At 70.9% G+C, this 22,783-nt stretch carries 18 protein-coding genes; 10 read left to right on the top strand and 8 right to left on the bottom strand.

The window, feature by feature from the left end; translation table 11 throughout:
- Nucleotides 1-20: 20 nt before the first annotated feature.
- A complete protein-coding gene (locus EWH70_RS22160; protein WP_130477402.1) occupies nucleotides 21-1,247 on the top strand; it encodes a DUF445 domain-containing protein in 1,227 nt (408 codons plus the stop codon).
- Between the two features lie 49 nt (nucleotides 1,248-1,296).
- Nucleotides 1,297-2,613, top strand: a complete 1,317-nt coding sequence (locus tag EWH70_RS22155; RefSeq protein ID WP_130477401.1) for an alginate O-acetyltransferase AlgX-related protein — start codon at nucleotides 1,297-1,299, stop codon at nucleotides 2,611-2,613.
- Here the strand turns inward: EWH70_RS22155 and EWH70_RS22150 are convergent.
- The 3 genes from EWH70_RS22150 to EWH70_RS22140 are packed head-to-tail and all read right to left on the bottom strand — an operon-like array spanning nucleotide 2,570 to nucleotide 5,223.
- Complete coding sequence (locus EWH70_RS22150; RefSeq protein ID WP_130477400.1) at nucleotides 2,570-3,454, bottom strand: metal ABC transporter permease; 885 nt, start codon at nucleotides 3,452-3,454, stop codon at nucleotides 2,570-2,572. The two genes, EWH70_RS22155 and EWH70_RS22150, sit on opposite strands and share 44 nt — an antisense overlap.
- A 3-nt stretch (nucleotides 3,455-3,457) precedes the next feature.
- Nucleotides 3,458-4,267 carry a metal ABC transporter ATP-binding protein gene (locus EWH70_RS22145; RefSeq protein WP_130477399.1) on the bottom strand — a complete coding sequence of 270 codons (810 nt, stop codon included), beginning with the start codon at nucleotides 4,265-4,267 and terminating at the stop codon, nucleotides 3,458-3,460.
- Nucleotides 4,264-5,223 (bottom strand): metal ABC transporter solute-binding protein, Zn/Mn family, encoded by a 960-nt coding sequence (locus EWH70_RS22140; protein WP_130477398.1) that lies wholly within the window; start codon nucleotides 5,221-5,223, stop codon nucleotides 4,264-4,266. Before EWH70_RS22140 ends, EWH70_RS22145 begins: the two co-directional genes overlap by 4 nt.
- 191 nt (nucleotides 5,224-5,414) lie before the next feature.
- On the opposite strand from EWH70_RS22140, the gene EWH70_RS22135 reads away from it, so the two are divergent.
- The 3 genes from EWH70_RS22135 to EWH70_RS22125 all read left to right on the top strand — a co-directional run bounded on the left by EWH70_RS22135 (nucleotide 5,415) and on the right by EWH70_RS22125 (nucleotide 8,648).
- Nucleotides 5,415-6,515 (top strand): LacI family DNA-binding transcriptional regulator, encoded by a 1,101-nt coding sequence (locus EWH70_RS22135; RefSeq protein WP_130477397.1) that lies wholly within the window; start codon nucleotides 5,415-5,417, stop codon nucleotides 6,513-6,515.
- A 21-nt stretch (nucleotides 6,516-6,536) separates the two neighbouring features.
- Entirely contained in the window at nucleotides 6,537-7,415 is an 879-nt protein-coding gene (locus EWH70_RS22130) for an HhH-GPD family protein (protein ID WP_130477396.1), read from the top strand.
- A gap of 255 nt (nucleotides 7,416-7,670) precedes the next feature.
- Nucleotides 7,671-8,648: a peptidoglycan recognition protein family protein gene (locus EWH70_RS22125; RefSeq protein WP_130477600.1), complete on the top strand. Its 978-nt coding sequence runs from the start codon at nucleotides 7,671-7,673 to the stop codon at nucleotides 8,646-8,648.
- A gap of 823 nt (nucleotides 8,649-9,471) precedes the next feature.
- Here EWH70_RS22125 and EWH70_RS22120 read toward each other — a convergent pair.
- Nucleotides 9,472-10,239 (bottom strand): alpha/beta fold hydrolase, encoded by a 768-nt coding sequence (locus EWH70_RS22120; RefSeq protein WP_130477395.1) that lies wholly within the window; start codon nucleotides 10,237-10,239, stop codon nucleotides 9,472-9,474.
- 13 nt (nucleotides 10,240-10,252) lie between these two features.
- On the opposite strand from EWH70_RS22120, the gene EWH70_RS22115 reads away from it, so the two are divergent.
- Nucleotides 10,253-11,665: a M1 family metallopeptidase gene (locus tag EWH70_RS22115; RefSeq protein ID WP_130477394.1), complete on the top strand. Its 1,413-nt coding sequence runs from the start codon at nucleotides 10,253-10,255 to the stop codon at nucleotides 11,663-11,665.
- Nucleotides 11,662-12,483 (top strand): SIR2 family NAD-dependent protein deacylase, encoded by an 822-nt coding sequence (locus EWH70_RS22110; RefSeq protein ID WP_205669209.1) that lies wholly within the window; start codon nucleotides 11,662-11,664, stop codon nucleotides 12,481-12,483. Before EWH70_RS22115 ends, EWH70_RS22110 begins: the two co-directional genes overlap by 4 nt.
- Here the strand turns inward: EWH70_RS22110 and EWH70_RS22105 are convergent.
- A complete protein-coding gene (locus tag EWH70_RS22105) occupies nucleotides 12,467-13,444 on the bottom strand; it encodes an endonuclease/exonuclease/phosphatase family protein (RefSeq protein ID WP_130477393.1) in 978 nt (325 codons plus the stop codon). The two genes, EWH70_RS22110 and EWH70_RS22105, sit on opposite strands and share 17 nt — an antisense overlap.
- Before the next feature lie 96 nt (nucleotides 13,445-13,540).
- On the opposite strand from EWH70_RS22105, the gene EWH70_RS22100 reads away from it, so the two are divergent.
- The gene (locus EWH70_RS22100; RefSeq protein WP_130477392.1) at nucleotides 13,541-14,494 is read left to right on the top strand and encodes an ATP-binding cassette domain-containing protein; all 954 of its coding nucleotides are present in this window, start codon (nucleotides 13,541-13,543) and stop codon (nucleotides 14,492-14,494) included.
- Nucleotides 14,491-15,291 carry an ABC transporter permease gene (locus tag EWH70_RS22095; protein WP_130477391.1) on the top strand — a complete coding sequence of 267 codons (801 nt, stop codon included), beginning with the start codon at nucleotides 14,491-14,493 and terminating at the stop codon, nucleotides 15,289-15,291. The genes EWH70_RS22100 and EWH70_RS22095 overlap by 4 nt, the downstream gene beginning before the upstream one ends.
- Here EWH70_RS22095 and EWH70_RS22090 read toward each other — a convergent pair.
- Nucleotides 15,270-18,386, bottom strand: coding sequence for an AfsR/SARP family transcriptional regulator (locus tag EWH70_RS22090; protein WP_130477390.1), 3,117 nt, complete (start codon nucleotides 18,384-18,386; stop codon nucleotides 15,270-15,272). The two genes, EWH70_RS22095 and EWH70_RS22090, sit on opposite strands and share 22 nt — an antisense overlap.
- A gap of 24 nt (nucleotides 18,387-18,410) precedes the next feature.
- Nucleotides 18,411-18,773 carry a winged helix-turn-helix transcriptional regulator gene (locus EWH70_RS22085; protein WP_130477389.1) on the bottom strand — a complete coding sequence of 121 codons (363 nt, stop codon included), beginning with the start codon at nucleotides 18,771-18,773 and terminating at the stop codon, nucleotides 18,411-18,413.
- A 93-nt stretch (nucleotides 18,774-18,866) separates the two neighbouring features.
- Here EWH70_RS22085 and EWH70_RS22080 point away from each other — a divergent pair, with 93 nt between their 5' ends.
- Nucleotides 18,867-19,706, top strand: a complete 840-nt coding sequence (locus tag EWH70_RS22080; protein ID WP_130477388.1) for an SDR family oxidoreductase — start codon at nucleotides 18,867-18,869, stop codon at nucleotides 19,704-19,706.
- Between the two features lie 60 nt (nucleotides 19,707-19,766).
- Here EWH70_RS22080 and EWH70_RS22075 read toward each other — a convergent pair whose 3' ends face one another.
- On the bottom strand, nucleotides 19,767-22,325 hold the full coding sequence (locus EWH70_RS22075; protein WP_130477387.1) for an ATP-dependent Clp protease ATP-binding subunit: 2,559 nt from the start codon (nucleotides 22,323-22,325) through the stop codon (nucleotides 19,767-19,769).
- Nucleotides 22,326-22,783 lie beyond the last annotated feature (458 nt).

Here is a 22,783-nt window from a genome sequence, read left to right as displayed (position 1 = left end):
TTGCCGATAACGTGCGCGGCATGGACGCGGTGCTGGCCGATCTCGCTGAGCACTGGCCGCTGTATGCCGCCATCCCGTTCGTGGCCGCGTTGATCGGGTACGTGACCAAGCGGGTCGCCATCGAGATGATGTTCAAGCCGCTGGAGTTCGTCGGCATCCCGCCCTTCCTCGGCTGGCAGGGGGTCGTGCCCAAGCACGGCGGGCGGATGGCGGCCGTCGCGACCGACCTGCTGACCGCGAACCTGCTGGACCTCAAGGAGATCTTCGCCAGGATCGACCCGGACCGGATCACCAGGGAGATCGAGCAGCCGCTGCTGCGCGCCGTCGACGACATCGCCCGCGAGGTACTGGCCGAGCACCACCCGCGGATGTGGGAGGCGCTGCCGACGATGGCGCAGGAACTGGTCATCAAGCAGATGCAGGCGCAGTCGCCGCGCATCGTGCGCGAGCTGATGACCGAGCTGCGGGAGAACCTCGACGAGGTGCTCGACGTCAAGTACATGACCGTGCAGAACCTGACCAGGGACCGCAGGCTGCTGGTGCGGCTGATCAGGGAAACGTCCCGGCCGGAAATGGCGTTCATCGCCCGCACCGGCATCTACTTCGGCTTCATCCTGGGGATCGCGCAGGCCGTCGTGTGGGCGCTGACGAAGGAGCCGTGGGTGCTGCCGATCGCGGGTGGCTGCATCGGGCTGTTCACCGACTGGCTGGCGATCAAGCTGATCTTCGTCCCGAGGGAGCCGATCCGGCTGTTCCACCGCTACACGTTGCAGGGCAAGTTCCAGCGACGGCGGGCCGAGGTGGCCAGGCAGTACGGCGAGCTGATCGCGCACGAGGTGCTGACCGTGCCGAACCTGCTCGACGCCATCCTGCGCGGGCCCCGGTCGGACCGGCTGCTCGGCCTGGTGCAGCGGATGGTGACCAAGGCCGTCGACGAGCAGGCGTCGCGGGCGCGTCCGGTGCTGGCCGTGACGGTCGGGCCGCGGCGCCTGACCGAGATGAAGCAGGCGGCGGCGGAGAAGGCGCTGAAGCGGCTGCCCGCGACGGTCCGGTCGGCGGAGGGCTACCTGACGCGGGCGATGGACGTGGCCAACATGGTCGAGGAGCGGATGCTGAAGCTGACCCCGGTCGAGTACGAGGGACTGCTGCGGCCGGCGTTCCGGCAGGACGAGTGGAAGCTGATCGCCGTCGGCGGCATCATCGGCTTCCTGGTCGGCGAGCTCCAGGTCCTGGTCATGCTCGGCTGACCGGAGCCAGTTGGCCCGCGGCGGACACGAACGGGCTAACGTTGGGGGCGTGGAGGAGGAACCGCAGCGGCTGCCGGCCGTGCACGAGGCGTGGCTGCCCAGGGAGCACGCCCTCTACCGGCCCCGGCACAGCGGACGTCAGCGGACTGCGCTGACCTGCGCACTCGTCTTCTTCCTCACCCCGACCCTGCTCTGGGTCTTCGGCGCACGCCCGGCCGAGATCGAGAACCACAAGCTGGCCGGCTTCCCGTCGCTGTCCGAAGGCTGGGGCGTGTTCACCGGCCTGCCCGCATGGGCCACCGACCAGCTCATCTTCCGCAGCGGCGCCATCGCGGCCGCCGACGGCATCAGCCGCGCGTTGTTCGGCGAGCCCGCGCCGCTGGACCAGGGTGGCGTACCCAACTCGGGCCCGCTGCCCGGCAGCCCGCCCGCTCCGGGCGGCCCGCTCGCACCGAACGGTCCCGCGCCCGGGCCGACCGGCGGCGAAGCCGGCTACCGCAAGGTCATCGAGGGCAACGACGGCTGGCTGTACTACGGCTACGACACCGAGGCCAAGTGCGTCCCGACCCGGCCCATCGCCGAGTCCGTGCAGAAGCTGCTCGCGCTACGCGACGCCGTCGAACGGTCCGGCAGGCGGTTCGTCCTGGTCGTCGCGCCGGACAAGACGACCATGGTTCCGCAGCACCTGCCGGGCAGCTACCCCGGCAAGGACTGCGCGACAGCCGCGTCCCCCGAGGTGTGGGACCGGCTGGTGCGCGAGGCAGGCGCGGTCGACCTGCGCCCGGCGCTGGCCGCCGAGCAGCAGCGGATGGGCAGGGAGATCTACCCGGCCAAGGACTCGCACTGGACCGACGACGGCTCGGTGGTCTTCACCCGCACGCTCGCCGAGCAGATCCGCCCCGGCTCCACCGCGGGCTGGGTCGTCGCGCCGGACGGCGACTACACGATCGACGCCGACCTGCCGCCGTTGATCGGCAAGCGCGGCGAACGCAGCAGCGCGCGGTTCCACCTGCTGCCCGACGGCGTCACCAACCGCAACGGCGAGCAGATCAACAACATCGAGGAGCCGGTCCGCATCCGCAACCGGCCGCTGCCCGGGATCATCGACGAGCGCACGCTGCTCTACGGCGACTCGTTCCTGACCGTGTCCTCGCGTTACCTCGCCGCGGGCTTCCGCGACCTGACGATGCTGGCCTACTTCAACTCGCGGGGCAGCACGTCGGCGGCCGTCGAGGCGTTCGCCGACTCGGAGGTCGTCGTCGTCGAGATGGTCGAGCGTGCCGCGTCGGCGGGCAACCTGCCGTTCCTGCAGGACGCGTTCATCAGGCAGGTGCGGGAGACACTGGCCGCTCGCCCGATTCGCTGATCCCCCGCCGCGAGCGGGCCCGGCGGGCCGCCACCAGGCGGCACACCAGGTAGATGGTGAACGAGATCGCCGTGACGAACGCGCTCGCCGGGGCACCGGGTGCCAGCGACAACACGATCCCGCCGAGCGCGGCGACCTCGGCGAACACCACCGCCAGCACGGTCGCCCGCCACGGGCTCGCGGTCACCCGCGCGGCCGCGGCGGCAGGCGTCACCATCAGCGCCACCACCAGCAGCGCCCCGACGACCTGGACGCCCAGCGCCGTCGCCACCCCGACCAGGACCGCGAACACCGGCGACAGCACCCGCACCGGCACGCCCCTGGCCACCGCGACCGCCGGGTCGACGCTGGCGAACAGCAGCGGCCGGTGGATCAGGGCCATCGCCACCAGCACCGCGGCGCCGGAGGTCACCAGCAGGGTCAGGTCGACGGTGTCGACGGACATGACCTGGCCGGTCAGCAGGCCGAACTTGTTGCTGGCCCGCCCGGGATAGAGCCACAGGAACAACACGCCGAGGCCGAGCCCGAACGACAGGATCACGCCGATCACCGAGTCCCGGTCGGACTCGCGGCCGCCGAGCAGGCCGAGCAGCAACGCGGCGACGACCGCGCCGATCAGCGCGCCGTAGCCGACACCGATGCCGAGCAGCAGCGCACCGGCCCCACCGGTGAACGCCAGCTCGGCGGTGCCGTGCACGGCGAACGACATCCGGCGCATCACGATCAGCGGACCGAGGACCCCGGCGACCAGGCCGAGCACACCGGCGGCGAGCAGGCCGTTCTGCACCGAGGGCAGCTCCAGCAGCTGCCAGGTCAGCACGAAGTCGAACATCTTCTCCATCGGCTACACCGTCTCGCCGATGTGGTGCGGCTCGTCCTCGCACAGCGCGCTCTGTGCGCCCGCGACGTGGATCTGTCCGCCGACGTTGATCACCTCGACCCGGCTGTCGTACAGCTGCGACAGCGTCTCCGAGCTCATCACCTCGTCGGGCGTGCCGATGCGGAACTGACCGTTCACCAGGTACAGCACCCTGTCCACATAGGACAGGATGGGGTTGATCTCGTGGGTGACGAACAGCACGGCCGTACCCGCCTCGCGCCGCCGCGCGTCGATCAGCTCGCTGACCGCGCGCTGGTGCGCCGGGTCCAGCGACAGCAGCGGCTCGTCACACAGCAGCACCTCGGGCTCGCCGACCAGTGCCTGCGCGACCCGCAGCCGCTGCTGCTCACCGCCGGACAGCCTGCCGACCGGCGCACCGGCGTAGGACTCGGCGCCGACCCAGGCGACGGCCTCCGCGACGCGCTTGCGGCGCCGGGCCAGGCCACGCAGGCCGGTGCCCCAGCGGTGGCCGTCCAGCCCGAACCCGACCAGGTCCGTCCCGCGCATGGTCAGGCCCTCGTCCATGGCCCGCTGCTGCGGGATGTAGCCGACGCGGGAGTTGGCCACGCCCGGCGCCCCGCCGGCCAGCCGCACGGTGCCGGAGCTCAGCTCCTGCAGGCCGAGCAGGACCCGCAGCAGGCTGGTCTTGCCGGAGCCGTTCGGCCCCAGCACGGCGAGGAACTCACCGGGCGCGACGTCGAGGTCGAGCCCGGACCACAGGGTGCGCTCGCCGAACCGCAGGCCGGCGTCGCGGATCTCTACCGGAACCGTCATGAACCCAGCGCGCGGGCCAGCTCGTCAACCTCGGAAGTCATCCACGCAATGTAGTCGCCCTGGCCGTCGGGCAGCGTCTCGGTCACGTCGACGACCGGCAGCCCGGACGACCGGGCCTTGTCCACCAGCTCCTGGGTGACCGGGGTGATCGTCTGCATGTTGTTGACCACCGCCTGGACCTGCTTGCCGGTCACCAGCTGCAGGGCCTGCTGCTTGGCGGCGGCGGGCACCTCGCTCTCCTCCTCGATGGCCTTGGCGAAGTCGGGCGGGGTGGCGTCGGTCAGCTTCGCGGCTTCCAGCAGGTAGTGGGCGACCGGCTCGGTGGCGATGACCTTGCGTTCCGGCTTGCCCTCGCCGATCGCGGTGACCTTCCTGGTGACCTCGCCGAGCTTGGTCCGGAACGCCGCCGCGTTGGCGTCGAACTGCGCCTTGTCCGCGGGCTGCAGCTCACCGAGCGCACCGGCCACCTGGTCGGCGACCTTGCCGACGGTCGGCAGGTCGTACCAGACGTGCTCGTTCACCGCGCCGTGCTCGTGCCCCTCGTGGCCGTGCTCGTGTTCGTGCCCCTCCTCGTGGGCTGGCGGCTCCGCGGTGGCCTTGCCGGAGATGTCGAACGCGACGAGCTTCTTGGCGTTCGGCGCCTGCTCGGCCATCTGAGTGAAAAAGTCGTCGTAGCCGCCGCCGTTGTAGAGCACCAGCTTGGCCCGTTGCACGGTCGCCGCGTCCTCGGCACTGGACTGGTAGGAGTGCGGGTCCGCACCCGGGTCGTCGATGATCGCCTTCACCTCGACCTTGTCGCCGCCGATGGCGCTGACGACGCTGCCCCACACGTTGGTGGACACCGCGACCGGCAGCTTGCCGGGCTCCGCAGCTGGCTGCGTGCCGTCACCGCAGGCCACCGTGGCGAGCGCGAGGGCGCCGGCGGCGAGTACGCCTCCGATCTGGCGGATGTTCATGGTGCGGCTCCTGACACGTGTGGTGGTGTGATCGACAATCAGTAGCTAATGGAAACCGTTGTCGAATTCACTTTACCTCAGGCGTGCGACGATTCGGCAACGCCACCGGGCCGTTGAGTACTCAGCGTCACACCCCATTTGACGCTGGGGTGTCGCTTCAGGATTGGCTACTGAACCGTTACGGTTGGCTGATGGCTCGTCCCCTCCGTTCCAGGCGGCAGGCGACACTGGCGTCGCTGGCCGCTGAGCTGGGCGTGTCCAGGACCACGGTGTCCAACGCCTACAACCGGCCCGACCAGCTGTCGCCGGAACTACGCAGGCGGGTACTGGAGACCGCGCGGCGCCTGGGCTACCCGGGGCCCGACCCCGTGGCCCGCTCGCTGCGCACCCGCAAGGCGGGGGCGGTCGGCCTGCTGCTCACCGAGAACCTGTCCTACGCCTTCCGCGACCCCGCCGCCGTCGGCGTGCTGGAGGGACTGGCACTGGCCTGCGAGGACGCGGGCGTCGGCCTGCACCTGGTGCCTGCCAGCCCGGGCAGGGAGGACGTCGCGGCCGTGCACCGGGCGGGCGTCGACGGCTTCGTCGTCTACTCCGTGCCGGACGACGACCCGCACCTGGCCGCCGTGCTGCAGCGCCCGGTGCCGACGGTGATCATCGATCAGCCGAGGGTCGAGGGCGTCGACCGGGTCGGCCCGGACGACGCGGCGGCCATCACGCTGCTCGCCAACCACCTCGTCGAGCTGGGCCACCGGCAGGTCGGCGTGCTGTGCATGCGGCTGGCCAGGGAACGCAACGACGACTTCGCCTCGCTGGAGCGTCAGCGGTCGGCCCACTTCCACGTCCAGCGGACCCGGCTGGCCGCGCTGGCCACGGCGTTCGAGGCCGTCGGGGTCGAGTGGGCGAGCGTGCCGGTGGTCGAACGCTTCGATCACACCGTGGAGGAGGGCGCGAGCGCGGCCAGGCAGCTGCTCGACGCGTACCCGCAGGTCACCGCGTTGATCTGCACGTCGGACATCCTCGCGCTCGGCGCGCTGGCCGAGGCCGACCGCCGGGGCCTGCGGGTCCCCGCCGACCTGACGGTCACCGGCTTCGACGGCATCGCCGAGGCCGAGCGAGCCGGGCTGACGACCGTGCACCAGCCGGTGCTGGACAAGGGCAAGGCCGCGGGCAAGCTGCTGCTGGCCTCGGCCGAGCACCTCAACCCGAGGGTCATCACGCTGCCGACCGAGCTGAAGGTCCGGTCGACCTCGGCGCCGCCGAGGACCGCCGAGCAGGTGTGGTTCGGGCCGTGAGGCCGCAGTAGTCTCGCCCCCATGCGTGAACCCGCGATCGACAGGCTGATCGGCTGGTTCGAGACCTCGGCAAGGGACCTGCCCTGGCGGGCGCCCGATCGCACCGGCTGGGGCGTGCTGGTCAGCGAGATCATGCTGCAGCAGACGCCGGTGGCCAGGGTGCTGCCGATCTGGCAGGAGTGGCTGGAGCGCTGGCCGGCGCCCTCGGCGCTCGCCGCCGCGAGCCAGGGTGAGGTCCTGCGGGCCTGGGGCAAGCTCGGCTACCCGAGGCGGGCCCTGCGCCTGCACGCGGCGGCCGGCGTGATCGCGGCCGAGCACGGCGACGTCGTTCCGTCCGATGTGGACACCCTGCTGGCGCTGCCCGGCATCGGGGCCTACACCGCCCGCGCGGTCGCCGCGTTCGCCTACGGCAGGCGGGCGCCGGTGGTCGACACGAACGTCCGCAGGGTGGTGGCCAGGGCAGTGCACGGCGCGGGCGACGCCGGTCCGCCGTCGACGACCCGCGACCTCGCCGACGTCGAGGCATTCCTGCCCGCCGACGAACCGCGTGCGGCGAAGCTGTCCGCCGCGCTGATGGAGCTGGGCGCGCTGGTGTGCACGGCGCGGACGCCGCGGTGCGCGGTGTGCCCGGTCCACGACGACTGCGCCTGGCAGCACGCGGGCCGTCCGGAGTACACCGGGCCCGCCAAGGCCGTGCAGAAGTTCGCCGGAACGGACCGGCAGGTGCGAGGACTGCTGCTGGACGTCCTGCGCGGCACCGAGGGACCGGTGGAGAAGGCGCGGCTGGATCTGGTGTGGTCGCAGTCCGGCCAGCGGGACAGGTGCCTGGACTCGCTACTGGTCGACGGCCTCGTCGAGCAGACTTCCGACGGCTTGTTCGCATTACCCGGCGAGCATTAGGCTGAATGGAGCAATTGATCAACTCCGGTGATTTCTGACAATCAGCGACGAAAGTTGGTCAACGGTTGTCTGCGGTGGATCCTGCGGTTACCGTCTGCGTGCAAACCCTGCATGAATACCTGCGCATAACCACATATCCGATCTGGGCGTCCCCGCCCCCGTCGAGGGAGATCGAACGTGGCCAGAACACCTGGATTCGACCGCCGTTCCCTGCTCAAAGGCGGTCTGACCGTGACCGCGGTGAGCACCCTGGCAATGCTCTCCGCGCGTGGCGCCGGTGCGGCGCCGGGCGCGGCCGCACCGGAACCGACCATTCACCCGGTGTCGGCATGGAAAGCCCGGCCGCCGCGTGGTGCGATTACGGTCGAGAACCACAAGCCGACCTACATCGTCGTGCACCACACCGTCGAGCCCGGCAACAGCAACGACTTCTCGAAGGAACACGCGTTCGAGATCTCGCGGGCCATCCAGAACTTCCACATGGACACCCGCGGCTGGATCGACACCGGCCAGCAGTTCACCAACAGCCGCGGCGGGCACATCACCGAGGGCAGGCACCGCAGCCTGGAGATCCTGCGTGGCGGGCGGCAGCACGTGCAGGGTGCCAACGTCGGCGGGCACAACAGCCAGGTGATCGGGATCGAGAACGAGGGCCTGTACACCTCGGTCGACGTCACGCCGGCGCTGTGGAAGTCGCTGGTCGACCTGGTCGCCTACATGGCCAGCCAGTACGGCATCGGTACCGACAACATCAAGGGCCACCGCGACTTCAACTCGACCGAGTGCCCCGGCGGTGTGCTGTACGGCAGGCTGCCCGAGTTGCGGGAGGCCGTGGCGGGCAAGCTGGGCGTCGACGTGCGGCATCCCAGGGAGTGGCCGCTGCTCAAGCCCGGCGAGTCCGGACCGAAAGTGCAGGCGGCGCAGCACCTGCTGCGGGCGCAGGGCACCCGGGTCACCGCCGACGGCGTGTTCGGCGGGTCCACAAAGGACGCTGTGGCCACGCTGGCGAAGGCCCGCGGGATCGAGCAGCACACCTGCACGGCGACGCTGCACACCGACGAGTCCGGCTTCATCGGCGCCGACATCTGGCCGCTGATCACGCAGCCGGTCACGCCCGGCACGGGCAGCGAGGCCGCCCGCGCGGCGGCCGTGCTCGTGGAGGCCTCCGGCACGCGCGTCACCTCGACCGGCGCCCCGCTCACCACGCAGGCCTGGAAGGACCTGCTCGCCTAGGGTTCCAAGCACGTGAAGGCCACCTTCATTACGTGAGACGCACAGGGCCCGGCAAAGCCGGGCCCTGTGCGTTCGAACGCAGAACACGCGGGCCGGAGCGCAGAACTCATGCTGTGGACCGGGTTCTCAGGTGGTGCGGGTCGTCCGCGTGAACGGTCCGTTCGCGCGAGTCGTCCGTTCCGGACCCGTGAGTTGTCCGTTCCCGCTCGCTGGTCCCACCGCCCGGCACGGCGGTTCCAGATAGCGAGACACCGACCCGGGTAAAGCACGTGAAGGCCCCTTCACCACGTCAGACGTCAGGGCCCCGGCAAAGTCAGGTGGTCCGGAGCGCGTCATTCGCGTTCCGGAAGGCGAGACTCGCGTTCCTGAGCACGAGACTCGCGGCGAGTGGCCCGCTGGCGCGAGGGTGGGTTCACGGGCTGGGATACCGGGTCCGGATGGTGAGTGTCGTGTTCGGGAACGCGAATGACGTGTTCAGGAACGCGAAACACGCGCTCCGGCCCGGCAGGCCGCGCGAGCGGCCCGTTCGGCCAGCCGAGAACATGGCCGGTCTCGCGAGCCGGAGCCAGCGTGCCGGACAGTGGAACCAGGCGGGCGGGAACGTACAACTCGCGCGTCAGAACCTACGACTCGCGCCCCAGAACGTACGACTCGCGCGAACGGACCGTTCACGCGGACGACCGGCACGACGTGAGAACCGGCGTCCACATCGTGAGTTCTGCGCTCACGCACGCGAGTTCTGCGTTCCGGCACGCGAGTTCTACGTTCCGGCACGCGAGTTCCACGCTCGCGCACGATCCCCGCCCACGGACCATACCGGCGGTCAGCGAGACAGCACCCGGGACAGGAACGCCTCCACCGCGCCGCGGAACTGCCCGGGTGCCGTCTCGTGCACCAGGTGACCGCCGCCCTCCACCAGGATGTGCGTCGCCTCGCCACCCGCCCGCTCGGCCACCTCGGCCTGCTGACCGGGCGGCATGGCGCCGCCGCCACCCTCGACGACCAGCAGCGGGCACTTGAGCCCCTCGACGTAGGACCAGTACTCCCGCCGCCCCCACTCGGCCGCGATCTCGTACAGGTTGGACAGGTCGGCGACCAGGTGGAAGCCGTCGTCCCGCTCGACGACGCACTCGGCGAAGAAGTTGCCTGCCGGGCCGAAGAACCGCCGCACGTGGGCAAGCGACTCGAACGGCACCGGCCAGCTCTCGAAGTAGTCCCGCCACACGTCGACGGTCTTGCCCCGCTGGTCGGGCGCCATGTCCTCGGACACCACGGCCCGCACCAGTTCCGGGTGGGTCGCCGCGGTACCCCAGGCGTGCAGCCCGCCCATCGAGTGGCCGATGATCACGGCGGGCCCGGCGTCCAGCTCGCGGATCAGTGCCGCGACGTCCTCCACGAACGACTCGGTCGTCCACGGCCCGACGTGTGGCGCCCTGCCGTGTGCCCGCGCGTCGAGCCCGACCACGTGACCGTACGGCTTGAGCCACTGGGCGACGTCCCACCAGGTCCGCGCCCTGCCCATCAGCCCGTGGAGCAGCACGATCGGCACGCCCTCACCGCCGAAGTCCACGACGCCCTCACGCGAACCCATCTACGCTCCCTCCATGCACGGCCGCGCCGCACTCACGAGCTTCCTCGCCTGCCTGCTCATCGCCGGCTGCACCACCGACGGTGCCACACCAGCGTCGACGAGCGGCGAGGGCGCACCCGGCGCGGGCGATCCGTACTACCCCAACGACGGCAACGGCGGCTACGACGCCGTCGACTACCAGGTGTCGGTCAGCTACGACCCGGCGACCAAGCGCCTCGACGGTGACACCACCGTCGCCGCCAAGGCCACGCAGGACCTCAGCCGGTTCAACCTCGACCTGCGTGGCCTGGAGGTCGCCGAGGTACAGGTCGACGGTGCCCCCGCGCGGTTCGCCAGGGAGGGCGACTTCGAGCTGGTCGTCACCCCGGCCAAGCCGGTCGCCGCCGGCTCGACGTTCCACACCCGGGTGCGTTACGGCGGCACCCCCACCTCACACCCCGACGGCAGCGTCGGCGCGGGCGGCTGGATGCCCACCCGCGCGGGTGGCGCGTACGCGCTCGGCCAGCCGCACTCGGCGGCGTTCTGGTTCCCCGTCAACGAGACCCCGCGCGACAAGGCCACCTTCCACCTGAGCGTGCGGGTGCCCGAGCAGTGGCAGGTCGTCGCCGCGGGCAAGGAGGCAGGCACCAGCACCGACGGCGGCTGGACGACCAGCAGGTGGGCCGAGGACAACCCGACGGCCAGCTACCTGACGACCGTCTCCATCGACCGGTTCACCGTCGACCGCGGCACGCTGCCCGACGGCACCCCGCTGATCAACGCCTACGCACCCGGCGCCGAGTCGAAGCGCGCCATCGCCGCGCGCACGGCGGAGGTCATCGAGTTCCTGGCGGGCAAGTTCGGACCGTACCCGCAGAGCACGGCAGGCGGGATCTACCTCAACGAACGCATCGGCTTCTCACTGGAGACCAACGGCAGGCCCACCTACGCGGCCTGGGCCGACCTGGAGACCGTGGTCCACGAGCTGGCACACCAGTGGTACGGCAACTCCGTGTCGGTGCGCGACTGGTCCGACGTCTGCCTCAACGAATGTTTCGCCAGCTACGCCCAGTGGCTGTGGGCGGAGGCCAAGGAGGGCGCCGACCTCGACGCGAAGTACCGCGCGGCCGTCGAACGCACCAGGGACAACCCGCGGCCGTGGCAGGCGAAACTACACGAGATGGGACAGGGCAAGGAGTTCGACGGGGTGTACGACAAGGGCATCCTGGCCGTGCACGCGCTGCGCCGCACGGTCGGCGAGGACGTCTTCAACCGGGTGCTGCGGGAGTGGCCGGCCCGTCACCGGGGCGGCAACGCGAGCTGGCGGGAGCTGGAACAGTACGTCAACGAGGCCGCGGGCAGGGACCTCACGCCGTTCTTCGACGCGTGGTTCCGCGGTGACGAGGTGCCGGCCGACGAGTTCCTGTTCCCGGAGTCGCTGCGGTGAACGCCGAACTGGACCACGCGGCGAGCCTGCTCGCCGGAGCCGGGGCCCTGCTGGTGTGCGCCGGCGCCGGCATGGGTGTCGACTCCGGCCTGCCCGACTTCCGTGGCGACCACGGCTTCTGGGAGGCCTACCCGCCGTACGCCCGGCTCGGCATGCGGTTCGTCGAGCTGGCCGATCCCGAGCACTTCACCGCGGACCCCGAGCTGGCGTGGGGTTTCTACGGCCACCGCCTCGAGCTGTACCGGCGCACCGTGCCGCACGCGGGCTTCGCGTTGCTGCGGTCCTGGGGCGAGCGGGCACCCGGCGGCGTCCGGGTATTCACCTCCAATGTGGACGGACAGTTCCAGGTAGCCGGGTTCACCGGCGTCGCCGAGGCCCACGGGTCGATCCACCACCTGCAGTGCCTGGCCCGCTGCACCGAACGCATCTGGCCTGCCGACGTCACGGTGACCGTCGACGAGGAGACCATGCGGGCCGTGCCGCCGCTGCCGTCCTGCCCGGACTGCGGTGGTGTCGCGCGGCCGAACATCCTGATGTTCGGCGACTTCGGCTGGGTCGGCGACCGTACCGACGCCCAGCTACGGGAGCTGAACGAGTGGCGCAGGCGCCAACGTGATCTCGTCGTGGTCGAGCTGGGCGCGGGCAGGGCGGTGCCGACCGTCCGCCGCTACGCCGAGCTGGCCAGCGCCGCGACCGGCGCGTTGATCCGGATCAACCCGAGGGAACCGGAGGTCCGGCACGGCAGGGGCGTCTCCATCCCATCCGGCGCACTGCCCGCACTGTCCGAACTGGACGAACGGCTCAGACCGGGACGGTGAGTTCGGCGTAGACGGCGCTGTGGTCGCCGTTGGGCAGCTCGAAAACCTTGAAGTCCCGCACGGCGACCCGGTCGTCGACCAGGATGTGGTCCAGCGTCACCGGCGGCGGGAACAGGCCCTCCGGCCAGGTGGCCGACAGGCCCATGCCGCGCTCGTCGGCGGCGTCGGCGTAACCGCCGTCCAGGACGTCCCGGAACACCTCGTGGTCCAGCGTGGCGTTGAAGTCACCCGCGAGGATGCGCACCGGCAGGTCGCCGGTGGGCTTGGGCAGGCCCTTCAACGTCGTCCGCCAGTCGTCCATCGACTCCACCGGCGGCAGCGGGTGCACCGCGACGATCTCCACCCCGGTCCCGTCGCCGAACTCGACCCGCGCACCCGGCTGCTTCAGGGCGGACGGCCCGGCCAGCGGCGCTTCGGTCAGCGGGTACTTCGACACCACGGCGGAACCGGCCCCGGCGGCCGCCGCCTTCGACACCCGGTGCGGCAGCAGGGTGAACAGCCCGGCCTTCTCCAGCGCCGCCTCGCCCTGCGGGCTCAGCTCCAGCAGCGTGAGCACCTCGACGCCGTTGTCCCGCACGAGCCGGACCACCGTGGCGGGGTCGGCCTGGCTGAAGTACAGGTTGGCGGCCATCACCTTCAGCGGCCTGCCGTTGACGGCGGGTTGCTCGTCGGCGGACATCCTGGGCAGCAGGGTCAGCACGAGCGCACCCGCCAGCAGCAACACCAGCGCACCGGTCTTCCAGCGGCGAAGGACCAGCGCGACCACGCCGAGCAGCAGACCGCCGACCGTCGCGTAGGGCACCAGCGCCAGCGCCGCGGCCGTGTACCGGTTGCCGTCGATGCCGAGCAACCGCAGCAGCACCAGTACGACGAACGGTACGGCGATCACCACCAGCAGGCCCGTCACCAGCGGGTTCCGCCGCCTGACCACCGGCTCGGCGACCTGCTCCTGATCAAGCATGACGCCAGTCTGCCAGGAGCTGACAGCCGGATGTGCGAGCGCTGACAGCGCGTCGGTCCACTGTGAATCCCGACCGCGACGGACAGGGAGGATCTGATGTCGCTCGCGATTCAGGCGGAAGGCCTGGTGAAACGCTACGGCGCCACGACGGCGCTGGACGGTGTGGACCTGGAGGTCCCCACCGGCTCGGTGCTCGGGGTGCTCGGCCCCAACGGCGCCGGCAAGACCACGGCGGTGCGCATCCTGGCCACGCTGATCAGGCCCGACGAGGGGCGGGCACTGGTCGGTGGCAGGGACGTGCTGCGGGACCCGGTCGGGGTCCGCGCACTGATCGGCCTGACCGGGCAGTACGCCTCGGTCGACGAGGACCTGACCGGCACCGAGAACCTGGTGCTGATCGCCAGGCTGCTCGACCACTCCCGGGCGCAGGCCAGGATCAGGGCCGCCGAGCTGCTGGAGCGGTTCGGCCTGACCGAGGCCGCCGGGAGGGCCGTCAAGACCTACTCGGGCGGGATGCGCCGCAGGCTCGACCTGGCCGCGAGCCTGGTCGGCAGGCCCGAGCTGATCTACCTCGACGAGCCGACCACCGGCCTGGACCCGCACGCCCGCAACGAGATGTGGCAGGTCGTGCGGGATCTGGTGGCCGACGGCGCCACCGTGCTGCTGACCACGCAGTACCTGGAGGAAGCCGACCAGCTCGCCGACCGGATCACTGTTTTCGACCACGGCAGGGTCGTCGCGGGCGGCACCGCCCGGGAACTCAAGCGGCAGGTCGGCGGGCAGACCCTGCAGGTCCGGCCGACCGTGGCCGCCGACGTCCGCGAGGTCGCCCGCATCCTGACCGAGCTGACCGGGATCGTGCCGGACGCCGATCCGGCGACCGGTCTGCTCACCACACCGGTCGCCGACCCGGCGCTGGTGTCCACTGTGGTCAGACGGCTGGAGGACGCCGGCATCACGGCCGACGAGCTGGCACTGCGGCTGCCCAGCCTCGACGAGGTCTTCCTCGCGCTGACCGGTGACCGGGCACGAGAGGAGGTGCCGGCATGACCACGTTGACCGTGGCACCGGCCCGCACGGTCGGGACGGCGGCGGCGCTGCGGCACGGCCTGTCGCTGACCCGGCGCGGCCTCATCAAGATGCGCAAGAACCCCGAGCAGCTCGCCGACGTCACGATCATGCCGATCGTGATGCTCGCCGTCTTCTCGACGCTGTTCGGCGGCGCGATCTACGGCAGCGTCGACAACTACCTGCAGGTCCTGGTGCCGGGCATGATGGTGCAGAACACGATCATGGCGAGCATCTCGGCAGGCGTGAACCTCAACACCGACGCCAGCAAGGGCGTGTTCGACCGGTTCCGCAGCATGCCGATCGCCCGCTCGGCTCCACTGGTCGGTGCCGTGTTCGCCGACGTGGCGCGGTACCTGGTGGCGCTGACCGTTCTGCTGGCCTTCGCCATGGTGCTCGGCTTCGACGTGCACACCGGTGTGCTGTCGATGGTGGTGCTGTTCGCGCTGCTGGTGGTGTTCGGGCTGGCGTTCTGCTGGATCGCGGTGTGGGTCGGGATGCTGGTCAGCAGCCCCGGTGCCACGCAGGGAATCCTGATGGCGGTGATGATGCCGCTGACCATGGCCAGCGACGTGTTCGTCCCCGCGGCGTCCCTGCCGGACTGGCTGCGTGGCTGGGTGGAGATCAGCCCGGTCAGCCAGCTCGCCGGGCTGGCCAGGGCCCTGTCGACCGGTGGCGAGATCGGCGGGCCGCTGCTGGGCAGCGTGCTCTGGGCAGGCGCGGTGTTCGTGGTGTTCTTCCCGCTGGCCGTCCGCGCCTACCTGCGGCGCAGCAGGTAGGCGACCGCGTCCTCTTTGGACATCCGGCTGCCGCTTTCGTAGTGCAGGCGGAACCCCTGGTCGCCGAGCTCCGTGGTGAGCTCGGCGACCAGCTGCGTCAGCTCCGGGTTCCCGGCGTCGAACACGCCCCGCAGTGCCTCGCTCATGCCGAGCACCCGCGCGGCGTCCGCGGCGTCGCTCTGCCGGTGCCGCAGCAGGGCCAGCAACTCGGCGCCCTGCGCGACGTCGGCGAAGTCACGGCGGCCGGTCGAGTAGGTCAGCGCGGCCAGCACGCAGGTCTCCGCGTCGGCCAGCCGTCCCTCGGCCATCGCCACGGCCGCCTTGACCTGGTTCAGCCAGTCCTCTCCGACGGTCGCCGGGAACATGTCGGCCGTCAGCCGCCGCTCCGCCTCGGCCAGCGCCGCGCCGGCCGCCGCGAGGTTGCCCTCCATGCGGTAAAGCTCCACCGAACCGGCCAGCACGACGACCTCGAACTGGCGATCCTGGACCGCCCGGCCGACCCGCTCGGCCTCACGCAGATCACGCCACGCACCGGCGAGGTCACCCGCCCGGCGCCGCTGGGACGACAGCAGCCAGAGCTGCCGGGACAGGTCGTCGGCCGAACCGAGTTCGGCCGCCAGCTCGATCCCCCGCTCGTGGGCCGCGATGGCGCCCGCGTGATCCCCGCGCAGCGACCGGCCGTCGGCCAGCATGCCGAGTGTCGAGGCGATTCCCCACCGGTCGCCGACCGCCTCGAACCCGGCGAGGGCCTCGGCCCGCGCCTCGTCGGCCGCGAGTTGGTCCCCACGGTCGGCGCAGATGAACCCCTTGGCCCACATCGCGCAAGCCTTGCGCCAGGGGTCCGTCGTGGACAGCGCGCGGGTCAGCTCCCGTTCGAGGAGTTCGGCGTCCCGGCTCAGCAGTGCGACCATCGGCAGGAACAGGGTCAGTGGCGGGTACCGTTCGACGGCACCGGTCCGGACGCAGTCGTCGACGAGTTGCCGCTCGTCGTCACGGGGTCCGCTGACGAACGGGCGCTGGGCGGCCACCAGGGCGTAGGTAGTCCTGGCATCGTCGGGAAGCCGGTCGGCGAGCGTCAGGATCCGGCCGGTGATGCTGGCGCTGGTGGTGTCGTGGCCACGCAGCATCCAGAACCACAGCAGGGCGTCCACGAGCCTGCGGGCCGGGACGGCGCGCCCGGTGTCGATGGCCCAGCGGGCGGCGGCGAGCAGGTTCTCGTACTCGGCGTCGTACACCGGGATGGCCGCCAGCTGACGGCGGTCGCGCAGCATCGGCTCCAGCGGTTCGACCCGGTCCAGCAACCAGGCCGTGGCCCGCTCCAGTACGACGTCGTGCTCGCCGGACTCGGCGAGGTGTTCGGCGGCGTAGGCGCGGATGGTCTCCAGCATGCGGTACCGCGGCTCGCCACCCGCGCCGACGTAGCTGTCCACAATGGACTTCTCGACGAGGCTGCCGAGCAGGTAGACGACGTCCTCCCTTGGCAGGACCTCGTCGGCACAGGCGGCTTCCGCGCCGGCGAGGCTCAGCCCGGCCGGCAACGCCGACAGCCTGCGGGCCAGCGTCCGCTCGGTGTCGCCGAGAAGGTCCCAGCTCCACTCCACCACCGCACGCAGGGTGCGCTGCCGGGGCAGCGCGGCCCGGTCGCCGGAGGCGAGCAGGCGGAAGCGGTCGTCGAGGCGTTCGGCCACCTGCTCGACCGTCATCGACCGCAGCCGCGCGGCCGCCAGCTCGATCGCCAGCGGCATCCCGTCCAGGCCGCGGCAGATCTCCGCGACGGCGGCGGCGTTGGCGTCGGTCAGGGTGAACCCCGGCCGGGCAGCGGTGGCTCTGTCCACGAACAGCCGCACGGCGGGGGCGTCCAGGGCCTCGGCCGCCAGCGCACCCGGCTCGGGTACCGCGAGCGGGCCGATCGGGCACACCGCCTCGCCGGTGACGGCCAGCGGCTCGCGGCTGGTGGCGAGGATCCGCAGCGAGCCGATCCGGCCGAGCAGCTCGGCCACCAGCGCGGCGACCGAGTCGACGAGGTGCTCGCAGTTGTCCAGCACCAGCAGCCCACCCCCGGCGAGCCCGACGGCCTCGACGATGCGGTCGACGACCGTGGCGGGCCCCGGCTCCCAGCGGCCGAGCGCGTCGTACACCGCGGCGGCGATGTCGTCCGCCTCGCCGACCGCGGCCAGCGGCACGAACCACTTCCGGTCGACGTCGGCGACAGCTTCGGTGGCCAGGCGGGTCTTGCCGGCGCCGCCGGGACCGACGAGCGTCACCAGCCGGTGATCGGCGAGCCGCTCGGCGATGAGTTTGCACTCGTCGGCCCTGCCGACGAAGCTGGTCAGCCGCACCGGCACGGTGCTCTGGGCCGGTGACCGCGCGGGCCGCTGCTCGCCCCGCAGCACGGCGAGGTGAGCCTCGCGCAGCTGTTCGGACGGGTCGACGCCGAGTTCGTCGGCCAGCTCGGCGCGGACGCGTTCGAAGCGGGCCAGCGCGTCGGCCTGCCTGCCCGCGGCGTGGAGAGCGCGCATGAGCAGGGCGGCCAGGCGTTCCCGCAGTGGATGGCGGTCCGCGTCGGCGGCGAGGTCGGTGAGGACGCCGGCGTGCCTGCCGAGCCGCAGCTCGGCGTCGTAGCGATCCTCGGCAGCGGTCAGGCGCAGCTCAGCGAGCCGGGCGGTGTGCGCGGTGGTGAACGGTGCGTCGACGTCGGCGAGTGCGGGCCCGTGCCAGAGGTCAAGGGCCTCGGTGAGCAGGGCCGACGCCCGCGCCGGGTCGGCGGCCAGCTCGGCGCGGCCCCGGGTGGCGAGGTCGGTGAACCGGTCGGCGTCGGTGTCCTCGGCGTCCAGCCGGTAACCCGCCGTGGTGCGGGCGAGCACACCGGCGGGCAGCGCCCGGCGCAGGCGGGAGACCAGGGACTGCAGCGCGTTGGCCGCGTCAGCGGGTGGTTCGCCGCCCCAGAGGCCGTCGACGAGCCGTTCCACGGACACCGGGCGGCCCACGTCCAGCGCCAGCAGGGCGAGCAGCGCACGCAGGCGGGCGCCGCCGACCGGGAGCGGCGTCCCGTCGTCGGCGAGGGCCTGGACCGGCCCGAGCAACCGCACCCGCACGACCCAAGCTTTCCAGAACCGGAGCTATGGCCGGGGGAGCCGCCGGGTGATCCGGTCGAACAGCTCCGTCAGCGGCTCAGCGACCTCCCGGCCGAACTCGGTCAGCCCATAGGTGACGCGTGGCGGCGTCGCGGGCTCGACCTCTCGCCAGACCAGGCCGTCCTTCACCAGTGCCCGCAACGACTGGGCGAGCATCTTCTCGCTGATGCCCTGGATGCTCTCCCGCAGTTCGAAGAACCGGAGGTCGTTGTTCCGCAGGGAGATCAGCACCCAGATGCCCCACCGGCTGGTCACGTGGTCGACCACGTCGCGCGCCGGGCAGTCGGTGTGAAACACCTCATAGCGGGCTTCGGGCCCGGCCCCGGTGATCTGCATACCTCCCGCCATGTTCTGAGCTTACCTCAAGGTATGTCCTTACCAAAAGTAAGCCCGGATTCTAGCGTCGTGACCACAGCGCACATTCGGACAAAGGAGCTGTTCATGATCGTGGTGACCGGAGCCACCGGAAACATCGGCCGACCGCTGACGCGAGCACTGGCCGAGGCGGGCGAGCAGGTGACGGCGGTGTCGCGGAACGCCGCCGCCGTCCCGGACGGCGTCCGCCACGTGGTGGCCGACCTGGCCGAACCCACCGGCCTGGAACCCGCGCTGGCCGGGGCGAAGGCGTTGTTCCTGCTACTGTCCGGCGACCTGCACGCCATCGGGGCCAACCCGGCCGACATCATCGAGAAGGCCGTGGCCGCCGGAGTTCGCCGGGTCGTCCTGCTGTCCTCACTGGGTGTGGCGACCAGACCGTTCGGCACCACCCGGGTCGCGATGCGGGAACTGGAGGACACGCTGCGGGAGTCCGGCTCGGCCTGGGCCATCCTGCGACCGGGCGGCTTCGCCTCCAACGCCCTGTGGTGGGCGGAATCCGTCCGCACACAGCGCGTTGTCGCCGCGCCCTTCGGCGACACCGGGGTGCCGATCGTCGATCCGGCGGACATCGCCGAGGTCGCGGCGGCCTGCCTGCTGGACGACCGGCACACCGGCGGCGTGTACGAACTGACCGGCCCGGAAGTGATCACGCCGCGCGGGCAGACCGCGGCGATCGCCGCCGCGCTGGGCTCCCCGGTGCGGTTCCAGGAACTCACCCGCGAAGCGGCCAAAGCCGGCATGACCAGGAGCATGCCCGCGGAACTCGCCGACGACACCCTGGACATCCTCGGCTCCCCGAACCCGGCGGAGCTGCGCGTCAGCCCGGACGTCGAGCGAGTTCTCGGCCGCGCCCCGCGTTCCTTCGCCGACTGGGCCGCCCGCAACGTCGCCGCGTTCCGCTGAGGGCCGTAACGCAGAAGGCGCCGGCACCCGCGTGGGGTGCCGGCGCCTTGCGCTGGTGTCCTACTCGGCCTCGTTCTCGCCAGGGGACTCGTCACCGCTGGAGGCGGCGACGCTCACCGGCGGAGCGTCCGGCACGCTCGACGGCTTGGACTCGCCGCGGAAGGTGAAGACGGCCTTGTCGTCCTTCTCGCCTTCCTCGTCGTTCCAGCCCTCGACGTCGACGACGATGATCTGGCCGGGCTGCACCTCACCGAACAGGATCTTCTCGGACAGCTGGTCCTCGATCTCCCGCTGGATGGTGCGACGCAGCGGCCGGGCACCGAGCACCGGGTCGAAGCCGCGCTTTGCCAGCAGCGACTTGGCCTTCTCGGTGACCTCGATGGCCATGTCCTTGGCCTTCAGCTGCGTCTCGACCCTGGTGATCATCAGGTCGACCATCTTGATGATCTGGTCCTTGGTCAGCTGGTGGAAGACGATGATGTCATCGATCCGGTTGAGGAACTCAGGCCGGAAGTGCTTCTTCATCTCCTCGTTGACCTTTTGCTTCATCTTCTCGTACTTCGAGCCCTCGTCGTTGCCGGACTGGAAGCCGAGGCTCACCGACTTCGAGATGTCCTGCGTCCCGAGGTTCGAGGTGAAGATGAGCACCGTGTTCTTGAAGTCGACCGTGCGGCCCTGGCCGTCGGTCAGGCGGCCGTCCTCCAACACCTGCAGCAGCGTGTTGTAGATCTCCTGGTGGGCCTTCTCGATCTCGTCGAACAGGACCACGGAGAACGGCTTGCGCCGCACCTTCTCGGTGAGCTGGCCGCCCTCCTCGTAGCCGACGTAGCCCGGAGGGGCACCGAACAGCCGCGAGGCGGTGTAGCGGTCGTGGAACTCACCCATGTCGATCTGGATGAGCGCGTCGTCCTCGCCGAACAGGAAGTTCGCCAGCGCCTTGGACAGCTCGGTCTTACCGACACCGGACGGGCCGGCGAAGATGAACGAACCGGACGGGCGCTTCGGGTCCTTCAGGCCGGCGCGGGTACGGCGGATCGCCTGCGAGACCGCCTTGACGGCGTCCTCCTGGCCGATGATCCGCTTGTGCAGCTCCTCCTCCATGCGGAGCAGGCGGGTGGTCTCCTCCTCGGTGAGCTTGAACACCGGGATACCGGTCCAGTTGGCCAGGACCTCGGCGATCTGCTCGTCGTCCACCTCGGCGACGACGTCGAGGTCGCCGTCCTTCCACTGCTTCTCCCGCTCGGACTTCTGGCCGAGGAGGGTCTTCTCCTCGTCCCGCAGGCGCGCGGCCCGCTCGAAGTCCTGCGCGTCGATCGCGGACTCCTTCTCCCTGCGCACGTCGGCGATCTTCTCGTCGAACTCACGCAGGTCCGGCGGAGCGGTCATCCGGCGGATGCGCATCCGGGCGCCGGCCTCGTCGATCAGGTCGATCGCCTTGTCCGGCAGGAACCGGTCGTTGATGTAACGGTCGGCCAGGGTGGCCGCCTGCACCAGCGCGGAGTCGGTGATCGAGACGCGGTGGTGCGCCTCGTAGCGGTCCCGCAGACCCTTGAGGATCTCGACGGTGTGCTCCAGCGACGGCTCGCCGACCTGGATCGGCTGGAAGCGACGCTCCAGAGCCGGGTCCTTCTCGACGTACTTGCGGTACTCCTCGAGCGTGGTCGCACCGATGGTCTGCAGCTCACCGCGGGCCAGCATCGGCTTGAGGATGCTCGCCGCGTCGATCGCGCCCTCGGCCGCACCCGCGCCGACGAGCGTGTGGATCTCGTCGATGAACAGGATGATGTCGCCGCGGGTCTTGATCTCCTTGAGGACCTTCTTCAGCCGCTCTTCGAAGTCACCGCGGTACCGCGAGCCGGCGACCAGCGAACCGAGGTCCAGCGTGTAGAGCTGCTTGTCCTTCAGCGTCTCGGGCACCTCGCCCTTGACGATGTTCTGGGCGAGGCCCTCGACGACCGCGGTCTTGCCGACGCCGGGCTCGCCGATCAGCACCGGGTTGTTCTTGGTGCGGCGGGACAGCACCTGCATGACCCGCTCGATCTCCTTGCCGCGGCCGATGACCGGGTCGAGCTTGCCCTCGCGGGCCGACGAGGTCAGGTTGCGGCCGAACTGGTCCAGCACCAACGAGGAGGACGGGGTGCCCTCGCCCCGGCCGCCGCCGGCCTCGGCAGGCTCCTTGCCCTGGTAGCCGGACAGCAGCTGGAGGACCTGCTGGCGGACGCGGTTGAGGTCGGCGCCGAGCTTGACCAGCACCTGGGCGGCGACGCCCTCACCCTCGCGGATCAGGCCGAGCAGGATGTGCTCGGTACCGATGTAGTTGTGGCCGAGCTGCAGCGCCTCGCGCAGCGACAGCTCCAGCACCTTCTTGGCACGCGGCGTGAAGGGGATGTGCCCGCTCGGAGCCTGCTGGCCCTGGCCGATGATCTCCTCGACCTGCTGACGGACGCCTTCCAGCGCGATACCCAACGACTCGAGCGCCTTGGCGGCGACACCCTCACCCTCGTGGATCAGACCCAGGAGGATGTGCTCGGTGCCGATGTAGTTGTGGTTGAGCATCCTGGCCTCTTCCTGGGCCAGGACGACCACCCGCCTCGCGCGGTCGGTAAACCTTTCGAACATTTACACTCCCTCGACTGCTGCGCCGGCGGTGACTCCCCACCGTCTCCATCCACGATGAGTTCAGCACCGTGAGACCACTGTAGTAGCCGCGCGGTCGCGCTGGCGTACCACTGTGTTTTTCCCTGCGCGGACCTGGGGGCTTGGCTCCGGCGGACAAATCGGCCACGTCGAGGCCGTTCCGGCCCGCTGACCTCGTGATATGGGATTCCGCCGCTCGTGGACACCTGGAACAACGCATGGGCCGGACGGAGGATTCCTGAGCGCGGCCCTGTCCGCTCAGCGCGAACACCTGGTGGAACCGCACGGCTGGGCGTTACCTCTCCCACTTTCGGGTTCCCCGGATGGCGACGTGGGACACAGACTGTAAGGTAAGGCATCCCTTAGTCCCCGGAGGTCCGGTCTTGGAGACGCAGCGGTTCGCGCCCTTCGCGGGGTCCGCCGCGCTCGCCGGGTCCCTG

Origin of the sequence: Amycolatopsis suaedae, from assembly GCF_004214935.1 — a bacterium.
In the GTDB taxonomy this organism is placed as follows: domain Bacteria; phylum Actinomycetota; class Actinomycetes; order Mycobacteriales; family Pseudonocardiaceae; genus Amycolatopsis; species Amycolatopsis suaedae.
Note: the sequence above shows the minus strand (reverse complement) of the source record. Positions and strands in the feature narration are given on the sequence as shown.

Excerpts from the sequence above, each read along its gene's own strand:
- EWH70_RS22160 (WP_130477402.1), top strand. The coding sequence starts at position 21 with ATGGACGCGGTGCTGGCCGATCTCGCTGAGCACTGGCCGCTGTATGCC.
- EWH70_RS22150 (WP_130477400.1), bottom strand. The coding sequence starts at position 3,454 with ATGGAGAAGATGTTCGACTTCGTGCTGACCTGGCAGCTGCTGGAGCTG.
- EWH70_RS22145 (WP_130477399.1), bottom strand. The coding sequence starts at position 4,267 with ATGACGGTTCCGGTAGAGATCCGCGACGCCGGCCTGCGGTTCGGCGAG.
- EWH70_RS22140 (WP_130477398.1), bottom strand. The coding sequence starts at position 5,223 with ATGAACATCCGCCAGATCGGAGGCGTACTCGCCGCCGGCGCCCTCGCG.
- EWH70_RS22135 (WP_130477397.1), top strand. The coding sequence starts at position 5,415 with ATGGCTCGTCCCCTCCGTTCCAGGCGGCAGGCGACACTGGCGTCGCTG.
- EWH70_RS22130 (WP_130477396.1), top strand. The coding sequence starts at position 6,537 with ATGCGTGAACCCGCGATCGACAGGCTGATCGGCTGGTTCGAGACCTCG.
- EWH70_RS22125 (WP_130477600.1), top strand. The coding sequence starts at position 7,671 with ATGCTCTCCGCGCGTGGCGCCGGTGCGGCGCCGGGCGCGGCCGCACCG.
- EWH70_RS22120 (WP_130477395.1), bottom strand. The coding sequence starts at position 10,239 with ATGGGTTCGCGTGAGGGCGTCGTGGACTTCGGCGGTGAGGGCGTGCCG.
- EWH70_RS22115 (WP_130477394.1), top strand. The coding sequence starts at position 10,253 with ATGCACGGCCGCGCCGCACTCACGAGCTTCCTCGCCTGCCTGCTCATC.
- EWH70_RS22105 (WP_130477393.1), bottom strand. The coding sequence starts at position 13,444 with ATGCTTGATCAGGAGCAGGTCGCCGAGCCGGTGGTCAGGCGGCGGAAC.
- EWH70_RS22100 (WP_130477392.1), top strand. The coding sequence starts at position 13,541 with ATGTCGCTCGCGATTCAGGCGGAAGGCCTGGTGAAACGCTACGGCGCC.
- EWH70_RS22095 (WP_130477391.1), top strand. The coding sequence starts at position 14,491 with ATGACCACGTTGACCGTGGCACCGGCCCGCACGGTCGGGACGGCGGCG.
- EWH70_RS22085 (WP_130477389.1), bottom strand. The coding sequence starts at position 18,773 with ATGGCGGGAGGTATGCAGATCACCGGGGCCGGGCCCGAAGCCCGCTAT.
- EWH70_RS22080 (WP_130477388.1), top strand. The coding sequence starts at position 18,867 with ATGATCGTGGTGACCGGAGCCACCGGAAACATCGGCCGACCGCTGACG.
- EWH70_RS22075 (WP_130477387.1), bottom strand. The coding sequence starts at position 22,325 with ATGTTCGAAAGGTTTACCGACCGCGCGAGGCGGGTGGTCGTCCTGGCC.